Origin of the sequence: Limnobacter thiooxidans (assembly GCF_036323495.1) — a bacterium.
Lineage (GTDB): Bacteria > Pseudomonadota > Gammaproteobacteria > Burkholderiales > Burkholderiaceae_B > Limnobacter > Limnobacter thiooxidans.
Genome location: NZ_AP028947.1, coordinates 260,480 through 271,651 on the forward strand (window position 1 = coordinate 260,480; position 11,172 = coordinate 271,651).

Sequence of the window (11,172 nt, forward strand, 5' to 3'; positions counted from 1 at the left end):
GAGCACTGTTTCATGGGTGTTGTGCATCATGCAAACAGCAGCGGCATTAAGCCTGAACTGGCCTTCGGCCTTCATCGGGTTGGTTTGTAGCTTTCTTGTGGCCTTGTTAATTGTGTTAACCAAAAACTGGCATGGCCGCCTCACATTGGATGCTCCTCAAGGAATCCAAAAGTTTCACACTACGCCTACTCCCCGCATTGGCGGCTTGGCCTTGGCTGTAGGTTTTGTTGCAGCTTGGGCATTTTTGCCTATTGGCAGCAGCTCGCAATATTTACTCGGTTTGTTGCTGCTCGGTGCAATACCAGCATTCGGTTTTGGTCTGGCTGAAGACTTAACCAAGCGAATCGGCGTTAAAACACGGTTGATTGCCACAATCAGCAGTGGCCTAATCGCGGCGTTGTTAACCGGGTACTGGGTTCAATTTGTAAATGTGCCTGGCCTTGACCTGTTGCTGGCACTTGCTCCCGTCGGCATCTTGTTTACTGCATTTGCCGTGGGTGGTCTGGCGAATGGGGTCAACATTGTAGATGGGTTCCATGGTTTGGCTGGTGGTGTCGTGGTTCTGATGCTCGCTACCTTAGCCACTATTGCGTGGCGCGTGGATGATCTGGTCATCATCCAGCTTGCACTACTGGGTGTGTCGGTTACCTTGGGCTTTTTGTTCATCAATTACCCCAGGGGCCATCTGTTTCTTGGCGATGCGGGTGCCTACTTCCTTGGCTATTATGTAGCCATGTTGGGCGTTATGCTGGCCATGCGCAATCCAGTTGAAGTAAGTCCATGGGCCATATTGCTGGTTTGTGGCTACCCGGTTATTGAAACCCTTTTCAGCGTTTACCGTCGTGCCACTCGCAAGAGAAGACACAACCCTGGCGCGCCCGACGCTTCGCATCTACACAGTCTGGTTTACCGCCGCGTGGTAAACCGAACACTTTTACCTTACGCCCCAGCATGGCAGCGCAATGCTGCCACGTCACCATTGATGTGGATTTACGCTGCTGTACCCATGTTGGGCGCCGTGTTTTGGCCAGAAAGCCTGGCCATGGTCATGGCGTGGCTTTTGTTCAGCGTCATGGCCTATATTCGTTTGTACAGGCGCATGCTTGAAATGAGCGTTTCTTTTCGTCGGCGTGAAGGTTGAACAAGCAGTTCAAAAAAACTGCTTCACCTTGCTCAGGTTTTTAAATACTAATGTGCCAAACCCGCCAACGCCGTTGTTGCGCAGGGCTACGATGTCTTCCCGGCTTTTCTGAATGATCTTCTTCAGTGATTGATTGCTTTCCCCGCCTACCCGCATTTTCACCAGCACGCGCGGAATATACGCCAGCTGAATTTTACCCTTTTGCAAGTAGCGCAACATCGCGTCGTAATCTGCCGCAATGCGCAGGTTCGTGTCATAGCCCCCCCATTGCTCAATGACTTCGCGCTTTAAAAACAGCGTGGGGTGCGGTGGCATCCAACCGCGTTTCAACTTGCTGATGTGGTATTCGCCTGATTCCCAATGCCGAATGACTTTGCTGGTATCGTCTTTCGACACGTATTGCAAATCACCATACACGCCGTCAACACCGGGTTGGCTCAGCGCATGCGCTACATCCCTCAATACATGGGAGTCAGCAAGGTAGTCGTCGGAATGCACCAGGCCAATTACGTCACCAGTGGCCATTTTCAAGCCCTTGTTCAGTGCGTCGTAAATGCCCTTGTCCCGTTCGCTCACAAACAAATCTTGTGAACGCAGGCGCTCTTGAATCAATTCGACAGATCCGTCGCTGGAAGCACCATCGACTAATACATGTTCGGTATTGCCGTAACTCTGTGATTGAACTGAATCAATCGAGTTTGTTAGCGTGGTTGCGCGGTTGTATACGGCGGTGATGATGGAAATTTTCATGAGAGAGCAAGCGCTTATTGTTTACAATATACCTCTGGACAGTTTAACTATTTATGCACTCCGGCAGGTAGTGATTTTCATTCTAAAGATTGACTATGAATATTCTGGTTTGTGGTGGTGCGGGCTATATTGGCTCGCACATGGTGAAAATGTTGGGCGGCAAGGGCTGTAATGTAGTCACCTTTGATAACCTTTCCAGCGGCCATGCAGATGCAGTTTTAAGTGGTGCGTTGGTGCAAGGTTGTCTTTCGGACACCCCAGCTCTTCGCAATCTTTTTTTTCAGTACCAATTCGATGCAGTCATGCATTTCGCATCTTGTATTCAGGTCGGTGAGTCGGTTCATAAACCTGCTATTTATTATCAAAATAATGTCGCTAACACGCTGAATTTATTGCAGGTTATGGTGGAATTCGAGGTGAAGAATTTCATTTTTTCTTCAACAGCAGCCACTTTTGGTGAGCCGCAGTACACTCCGATTGACGAAAAACACCCGCAGTTGCCGATTAATCCCTATGGCCGTAGTAAATGGTTAATAGAGCAAGTTCTGCCTGACTATGATCATGCTTATGGAATGAAGTCGGTATGTCTGCGCTATTTCAATGCCGCCGGTGCAAACCCCGACGGGCTACTCGGTGAAAGGCATGAACCTGAAACACACCTGATACCTTTGGTGTTGCAAGCAGCGAGTGGGCGACGCAAAAACATTACTGTTTTTGGGGCTGACTATGACACGCCCGATGGGACCTGCATTCGTGACTATATCCACGTGGAAGATCTCTGCGAAGCACATTGGTTGGCATTGCAATACCTGAGGAATGGCGGAACAAGTCAAAACTTTAATCTAGGTAATGGACAAGGTTTTTCGGTGAGTCAAGTTATTGATACCGCAAAGGCTGTAACGGGAAAACCCATTGAGGTAACGTATGCCGACCGAAGAGCCGGCGACCCTGCACGTTTGGTTGCCGATTCCACCGCTGCCAATGCCATCTTAGGGTGGAAGCCCTATCTGACCGAGTTGTCAGTCATTGTTCAACACGCTTGGACTTGGGAGTTGAACACAACCCGTTTTGATTAGCCGTGTCATATTCATTTGATTAAATGACCATCTGTTAAGTTTTAATAACAATTGTTTACATTTTAGAAGTTTTTGGCTTCGTATGATCTTGTCGCCTAAATTAGGTATTTTATAGATATTGGTTTAATAATTTTCTTAACCTAATTTCAATTAAGAGTTATAGTTTTATTTTTCTAAGTAACTAATAATGATGGATTTTTTTAGTTTATTCGTCGATTTTAAGTGAATTATGGTTGGTGGGGTTTTCAAATTTATTTAATTTTTTTCAAAATTTAAAGATTTTCTTGGTGTAGTTTTTCGGATTAAATTTTCGACAAGTATTCCCTAGTATAAGACCCTTAAATTAAATGGTTTTTAGAACCTTAGGGATGGGTGAGTTCATGAGTCGAATCAAAAACGGTACCAAGACAAACGACACAATTTATGGTTTGAATGACAGCGAAACAATCAATTCTGGTTCCGGAAATGATGCTGTTTACGCCGGGAATGGAAACGACATTGTTAACGGTGGTTCAGGAAATGACACCGTCTTTGGCGATGCCGGGGATGACGTTCTGAATGGTGGTTCTGGCCGAGACTCACTCTATGTTGGTGGTGGGCATGACATTGCAAATGGTGGAGATGGGGACGATTCTTTCTACCTTTCTGGCGTTGGTAATAATGACTCGATAGTGCTGAACGGCGATGCAGGAGATGATCGCTTTTTCTTGTCCAATGGCCCAACTGAGATATCGGTACAAGCAAACGGCGGAGAGGGTGATGACGTATTCTCAGTGAATAATTCTTCATTCAGTCAGGCGTCCTCATATGTCATTCAAACCGGTACTGGTGTTGATAAAATCGACGTCAACGGTGCGCAGGCGAATGCCCGAGCACCCTTGGATAACGTTACAGTTAATGACTTCACAGCTGGGGTAAACGGCGATGTGATCCGGTTAGATTCACTCATGAATTGGGCGCAGGGTTATGACGGTACTGTAAATCCTTTCTTTTCTGCGACTCGTTATGTCACTGTGACCCAAAGCGGAGCAGACACCCTTTTGCTTTTTGATGTGGATGGGGCTGGAACTGAGTACCGATTCCAAACGATTCTTCGACTGAAAAACCTAAGTTCTTCTTCATTGGTGCGAGAAAATTTCGAGTATCAAGGAATCAACTATCTAACCTCAGGTGCCCCAAATGGCACTCCAATCACCAACAATGGCGCCAATTCAAATCAAACAATCAGCGGTGGTACGGGCGGTGATTCTCTCAATGGGGCTGGTGGTAATGACATAGTTAATGGCTCTGGCGGAAATGACTTCATTCAGGGCGGCGAAGGGAATGACACGTTAAACGGCGGGAGTGGTGCTGATCAGCTTTATGGCCAGGATGGCAACGATGTGTTGAACGGTGATGGCGGCGACGATTACATCGATGGCAGCGCTGGTGACGATACTTTGAATGGTGGTTCCGGTAACGACCAGTTGTACGACACCGAAGGTAACAATTCCTTGAATGGTGGCGCGGGGGACGACTTTCTTTACTCCGAAAACAGGACAGATAACTCCATTCAATTGTTGGACGGCGGCTCAGGTGACGACACTATCACCGTATTAGGCGGACATGGTGTAAATGCCACGATCAGCGCGGGCGAGGGTGAAGATGACATTAGAGTAACTTCTACATTCTCAACAGGAAATGGTGGAAACGTCACCATCGCGACTGGTGCTGGGGTAGATACCGTCAGTGTAAGTGGGCTTCGCCCCGTTTTTGGTGAACTTCCGACCAATGTAATCATTACAGACTTCACTGCCGGCGAGGCCGGCGACATTATCGATCTTTTGCCTCTAATGGCTGCAGTTTCCGGATACGACGGAATATCGAATCCTTTCAATGAAAGAAACCAATACCTGAGGATTGCGCAACATGGCAGCGATGTGCTCTTGCAACTAGACCCAGATGGCTCTGGAAATCAATCTGCCTTTCAAACGGTACTCATCTTTCAAAATCTCACAGTTGCCTCTCTTAGTTCTGAAAACTTTAGTTTGAATGGATTTGGAATCAACCCGTTTGTGGGGCAAATTGCCCTGAATGCGAGTGCACTGAATGAGACGATCCAAAGTGGCTCAAGCGAGGACTTGGTTAATGCTGGCTCGGGTGACGACATCGTTTTTGGTGGCGGAGCAGACGACGTTTTGAACGGCGATGCCGGAAACGATCAGTTGTATGGTGACTTTGGTGACGATGTTTTAAATGGAGGAGCAGGTAGGGATCGATTGTTCGAATATTCGGGCAATAACATCTTGAGCGGTGGTGAGGGCGACGACTTTCTTAGTGTGGAAGTCTCTGAAGAGAGCACAGTACAAATGCTGAATGGCGGTGCCGGTGATGATGACATCTCCATTCTGGGTGGGTTTGGTGTTGCGGCTACCGTGAATGGTGGCGAAGGTGATGACAACATTCAGGTGAATAGTAGGTTCTTGTCAAACAGCGGTTTGGGGACCATCACAATTAATACTGGTACAGGCGTCGATATTGTTGGTGTCGGCGGAATCCATGCATTGTTTAAACAAACAACAACAGTGGTTGTAATCAATGACTTCACTGCAGGTGTTGGTGGTGACGTTGTTGATTTATTGCCTTTGATCAGTTACACACAAGGCTATGATGGTGTCACCAATCCCTTTGCAGGCGCCAACAGATTTGTACGCATCGTACAAAACAATTCAGATGTTAATTTACAGTTCGATGTAGACGGCGCAGGCACAGAATTCAGTTTCCGCACAGTCCTCACGTTGAAAAATACCACCACTTCGTCACTCGTTCGAGAGAATTTCTCATACAACGGGGTTAACTTTTTGCCCGCTGGGTCTGCAAATGCAGCCCAGGTAATCAATAACGGCGCAAGCACAAACCAAACCATCAACGGGAATACCGGCGATGACAATCTGAATGGTGCTGGCGGTAACGACGTTATTCGTGGGTTGGCTGGTCGCGACAGTATTTTCGGGGGAGAGGGCAATGACACCATAGAAGGTGGTAGTGGAAGCGACACCTTGTCTGGCGATGATGGGGACGACGTTATTAACGGTGAATCTGGCGATGACTTCTTGTCAGGTGGTTCCGGTAACGATGTAGTTAACGGTGGTACAGGGCGAGATACCATTTACGGTGACGGTGGAAGCGACGCCCTCAATGGCGGCGACGGAGACGACATTTTATTCGCCGGAGATTCATTCGGGGCAATAGTAAGTGTTAACGGGGACGATGGCGACGACCGGGTTTATGTTCGTGGAGTTCTCGATGGTAGTCAAATCATAGCGAATGGTGGTGCCGGAGACGACTTAATTCAAATAGAAGGCGGTTTTTCTGGCGATTTGAATGCAAGCGGATTGGTGCAAGTTACAACAGGGTCTGGAAGTGACACGATTTCGATTGATGCAAACAAAATGGTCTTCAATAAAGCCACACTAGATACAATCATCGTGACTGATTTTCAAACAGGCACAGGCGGTGACGTAATTGACCTGAGTCGCCTATTCGTATTTCCGTTTTCTTCTGATGGTTCAAATCCTTTCGCTGCAGGTTTCCTTCGTCTGGTTCAATCTGGTTCAAGTGTTCTGTTGCAATTTGATCGAGATGCACGTGGTTTGGACTCATCTTTCCAAACTGTCGTAACCCTATTGAATGTCGATATCACGACCTTCCTTCCTGAGAACTTCAATCCGCCTGCTTCGCCCTATGCAGATCCGCCTACTGTCAATTCCGAAATTATCCTAGGTACGAGCGCGGACGACATTCTAGATGGTCTCGGTGGTGACGATGCAATTTACGGTCTTGCTGGAAGTGATAGGCTGATGGGTGGGGCTGGAAATGACACCCTGTTGGGTGGCCTCGGTGATGATACGTATCTAATTGACGACCTCACCGACTCCGTGATTGAAAAAGCTGGCGAAGGTAATGACACAGTAAGGTCGACAATTGATTATGAATTAGGTACTCATGTTGAAAATCTTGTTCTGACCGGCTCTAATCCAGTCAATGGCACTGGTAATAGCTTGAGCAACTTTATTCTGGGCAATTCAGCCGCCAACGTAATCAGTGGTCTTGATGGCAACGATACGCTTGATGGCGGTAACGGGAATGATCAACTATTCGGTGGGGCTGGCGACGACCGTTTGATCGTAGCTGATACTGGTTTTGGTACGGACCTGGCAGACGGTGGTGAAGGTAACGACACCATTGTGGTGTCTTCAATAGACGGTATCACTGCAGTCAGCGGTCAAGTTACTGTAATCGGCGGGGCAGGCAACGACTCTATTACCGTAACCATGGACTCAGGTTCCTCCAATGTAGACGCTGGTATTGGTGACGACTTCGTGTCCTTGCATACCAATTTCAATGGAAGCACCTCAGTTGCTAACCTGGGTGTTGGCAATGACACTGTGGCCTTGAGTGGTGCTAGTCATGTTCTAACATTGGGTGCAGGTAGCGACTTGGTCATTACCAATGCATTCAATGCGTCAATTGGTTTGGCTATGAGCCTCACCGTCACCGACTTTACTGTGGGTACCATGGGTGACAAACTTGACTTCCAAGACTATCTAAAATACGCCACAAATTACGCTGGTGGCAATCCATTTCAGTCAGGTCACTCACGGTTAAGCCAAGCTGGTGCTGATACCCTTCTTGAATTCAGTTTCACCGGCGTAGGTGGTAGTTATGTTCAAGTGGCCTTGCTGCAAAACGTACAAATTGACCAATTGCGTGAAGAAAACTTCGTACCCGCTAGCTTGCCTGTAACCAATGTGCCCACAGAGGGTGCAGACTCGCTGCTTGGTACAGCTCAGGATGACGTGATTGAGGCCTTGGGCGGGGACGATACCGTTGAAGGTTTGGCAGGCAACGACACCCTCAATGGTGGTGCGGGCAATGACACTTTGAAAGGTGGTTTGGGTAACGATGTTTACAGTGTTGATAGCACCTTGGACCAAGTCATTGAGGCGACAAATGAGGGCAATGATTCAGTGTTGTCTTCAGTCACCTTCACCCTGGCCGTCAATGTCGAAAACTTAACTTTGACAGGAAACGGTGCGATCAACGCCACTGGCAACACACTTGCCAATGTCCTCATAGGTAATGATGCAGCGAATTCGCTGGCAGGCGGTAATGGTAACGACATCTTGATTGGCGGGGGCGGCAATGATCGCTTGGATGGCGGTGGCAACAATGACAATATGCGCGGTGGTACAGGTAATGACACTTATGTTGTCAATTCGTCTGCCGATGCTGTTATTGAAAATGCTGCCGAGGGTGATGACACCGTCAGTTCAAGCATTTCATACACATTGGGCGCGAATCTGGAGCGACTCGCCCTCTCGGGCGGAGCGGCCCTCAACGGTACTGGTAACCAACTTGCAAACTTCATTTCGGGCAACACTGGTGCCAATATTTTGTTGGGTGGAGAAGGGGACGACACGCTATCGGGCCTGAACGGGAACGATACGCTGGATGGTGGTACCGGTAACGACAGCATGAATGGCGGTGCAGGCGATGATACTTTTTTTGTTGATTCCGGACTTGATCAAGTTATCGAGGCTGCCAATAGTGGTTCGGATACAGTCAACTCTCTACTTTCATACACTTTGGGAGCGAATCTAGAAAACCTGAACCTGGTTGGGCAGGGGCAGCTTACTGGCACCGGAAATACGCTTAATAATGTAATTTCGGGCAATGCAAGTGCAAACATTCTTGATGGCGGTATTGGAGTAGACACGTTAATGGGTGGTGCAGGAAACGACACATACATCGTCGAAAATGTAGCTGATGTGGTTGTCGAGTCTTCCTCTTCGGGGACCGATACCGTTCTTTCGTCAGTCAGCTATACCTTGGGTAACAACGTTGAACGCCTTACACTGACCGGCTCATCAGCTACCAGCGGAACTGGTAACAGTCTTGCCAACACGTTAAACGGAAATACTGGCAACAACCAGTTGAATGGTGGGGCTGGTAACGATCGAATCAATGGCGGTCAAGGGGCCGATGAAATGATCGGCGGCACTGGCAACGACACCTATTGGGTAGACAACGCCGGTGACACTGTGATTGAAGTGGCGAACGAGGGGATTGATTCTGTCAACTCATCGGTAAGTTATCAGTTGGCTGACTTCATTGAAAACCTGACTGCACTTGCTGCTGGAAATATTTCGCTCACCGGTAACTCAAGCGACAACCGAATTATCGGAAACTCGGGTAACAACACACTTGTGGGTGATTTGGGCTCAGACCTGTTGGTCGGCGGAGCAGGTGGAGATCGATTTGTATTCACTTCAGCCGATGACTCCAATGGTATCGACAGCATGGACTCCATCTTGGACTTCCTTTCAGGTGTAGATGTTATTGATCTTTCCGCCATGAATATTGGGGGCGATTTTGTATTTATTCGCGAGGAGTTTTTTGATGAAACTGATGCAAGTGGCCAAATCAGATTTGAAAGCGGTACCTTGTTCTTGAGTACCAATGCAGATTCAGAAGCAGAGCTTGTAATTGATCTGGTTGGTGTCGCTCAACTTGGCGCTGAAGACCTGATTCTGTAAGTACACCCGAAGCATAGGCGGTGGTGGGTCAACCACTGCCTATTCCTTCAGTGAAAAAATTCACAATTTTTTCGATAAAAACATTACAGAATGTTAATTATCATTAAAGCCCGCAATCTTCATCTCATGTACATTCATGTCACTCGATAGGATCTCATCAACCTTGCTATTCAGGATTGATGATGATCATCGCAGGAATTCTATTTTTCGCCATTTTCATTTTTTTCGTGGGCAAGTTTGTGCTCAGTAGGGGCATTCTGCTCAATCAAGGCAAAAGCTTCTTTACGCACAATGTGTTCTTTTCAAGACTGCCCTCAGGATCTCTACGCCTTAGAGCGCGCCGCGGATTATTAACAGACAGTTTCGATCTCGTTGTTACACGTGATGAAATAGATCTACTCGCTTTTTCTTGCGGGCATCGCCCCATGGACAGGCGTTTGGACAAAGCAGGTTATCGGGTGTACAGGTTGATTCACTGGCAAAATTCGGCCAAGCAAACAGCGTTGAAAACCCGAATTGGAGATTTCACCTTGCACCCCAAGGCGCAAAAACGTTTCCAGGAGTTCAGCGACCGATTGTTGGATGATCAAAGGGGTGACCAAGCCGAACAATGCCTAAGGAGTTGAATCAGGTCGATTGATGTTTATAGGTCTTGCGTTCTTGTAGCAATTCGAGTCGCTCAGGGTTTGGAATCAGAAAACCCTCGTTGTGCCGCACCAATACACCCTCCTTCTGCAGGGCGGTAATTTCGCGGGCAACCACCTCCCTTTGGGTAAATGCCCTGGCTGCAATTTCCTGGTGGCCTGCCATTTTCGGAATGAAGAGGCCCTCTGGGGTTTGTGTGGCAAAGTCGAGAATGACACTTTGCACCCGCAGGTCCGCTTTCATGGCTACAAATTCAGTAAGCCTCCAGCTCATCGCCCGCAATTGCTTGGTCAATTCCTGCATTTGTCGCAGGGCAATGTGTGGGTGGTGTGTAACCAATGCCAGGAAATCCGTTTTCTTGATCAAAGCGATTACAGAGTCCTGAATTGCTACAACCTGTGCGGAGCGCGGTTTGTCGTCGATTGCAGCCCAGTCTCCAACAAGCTCGCCAGGCTTGATGTCACGAATTACCATCTCTTTCGCTTGGGGGGTGATCAGGCTAACGCGAATCAGTCCGTTGCACAAAGCCATGACCGAGTCAGTCTCGCTGTCGTAATTCAAAATACATGTCCCAGCTTTGAAAACTTTGGTTGTGAAAAAGTGTTCAATGCTTCGCATGGATCTGTCGTCCAGATCTTTTAGAATGACGATCGCCTTCAGATGCTCAAGAATCATAGGTGTTGTTACCTGTCAAAACACCCAAGCCAAATGTAGCCAACGATTGAACGCCTTTGAATCTTCATGGGTTTTCTTGGAAATTTTGTTAATCGCCTTTAATGATAATACCTTGCATTGAAACGCAACAGGAAATGGCAACTATTAAAAACAAATTAAGTTCATGCCCTACGGGCTTGTCTGGCTTGTTGCTACTTATTGAAACTGCCACCTGTGATTTTTATCATCTTTTTTTGTTATTTGTTGAAAGTTAACATTTCAGTTGGTCAGGTTTTCTACAATTCTGAATCCTGTTCAGGGTGGGCTG

General features: G+C 47.6%; 6 protein-coding genes. 4 read left to right on the forward strand and 2 right to left on the reverse strand.

Features of this window, described 5'->3' with window-relative positions:
- Nucleotides 1–28: 28 nt before the first annotated feature.
- Nucleotides 29–1,141, forward strand: coding sequence for an MraY family glycosyltransferase (locus RGQ30_RS01210; protein ID WP_130557025.1), 1,113 nt, complete (start codon nucleotides 29–31; stop codon nucleotides 1,139–1,141).
- Between the two features lie 9 nt (nucleotides 1,142–1,150).
- On the opposite strand, the gene RGQ30_RS01215 is transcribed toward RGQ30_RS01210, so the two are convergent.
- Nucleotides 1,151–1,891 carry a glycosyltransferase family 2 protein gene (locus tag RGQ30_RS01215; protein ID WP_130557024.1) on the reverse strand — a complete coding sequence of 247 codons (741 nt, stop codon included), beginning with the start codon at nucleotides 1,889–1,891 and terminating at the stop codon, nucleotides 1,151–1,153.
- Between the two features lie 95 nt (nucleotides 1,892–1,986).
- Here RGQ30_RS01215 and galE point away from each other — a divergent pair, with 95 nt between their 5' ends.
- The 3 genes from galE to RGQ30_RS01230 all read left to right on the forward strand — a co-directional run bounded on the left by galE (nucleotide 1,987) and on the right by RGQ30_RS01230 (nucleotide 10,171).
- Entirely contained in the window at nucleotides 1,987–2,967 is a 981-nt protein-coding gene (gene galE, locus RGQ30_RS01220; protein WP_130557023.1) for a UDP-glucose 4-epimerase GalE, read from the forward strand.
- A gap of 380 nt (nucleotides 2,968–3,347) precedes the next feature.
- Nucleotides 3,348–9,545 (forward strand): hypothetical protein, encoded by a 6,198-nt coding sequence (locus RGQ30_RS01225; protein ID WP_338284630.1) that lies wholly within the window; start codon nucleotides 3,348–3,350, stop codon nucleotides 9,543–9,545.
- A 179-nt stretch (nucleotides 9,546–9,724) separates the two neighbouring features.
- Nucleotides 9,725–10,171, forward strand: a complete 447-nt coding sequence (locus RGQ30_RS01230; RefSeq protein ID WP_130557021.1) for a hypothetical protein — start codon at nucleotides 9,725–9,727, stop codon at nucleotides 10,169–10,171.
- Between the two features lies 1 nt (nucleotide 10,172).
- Here RGQ30_RS01230 and RGQ30_RS01235 read toward each other — a convergent pair whose 3' ends face one another.
- A complete protein-coding gene (locus RGQ30_RS01235; RefSeq protein WP_130557020.1) occupies nucleotides 10,173–10,865 on the reverse strand; it encodes a Crp/Fnr family transcriptional regulator in 693 nt (230 codons plus the stop codon).
- Nucleotides 10,866–11,172: the final 307 nt, after the last annotated feature.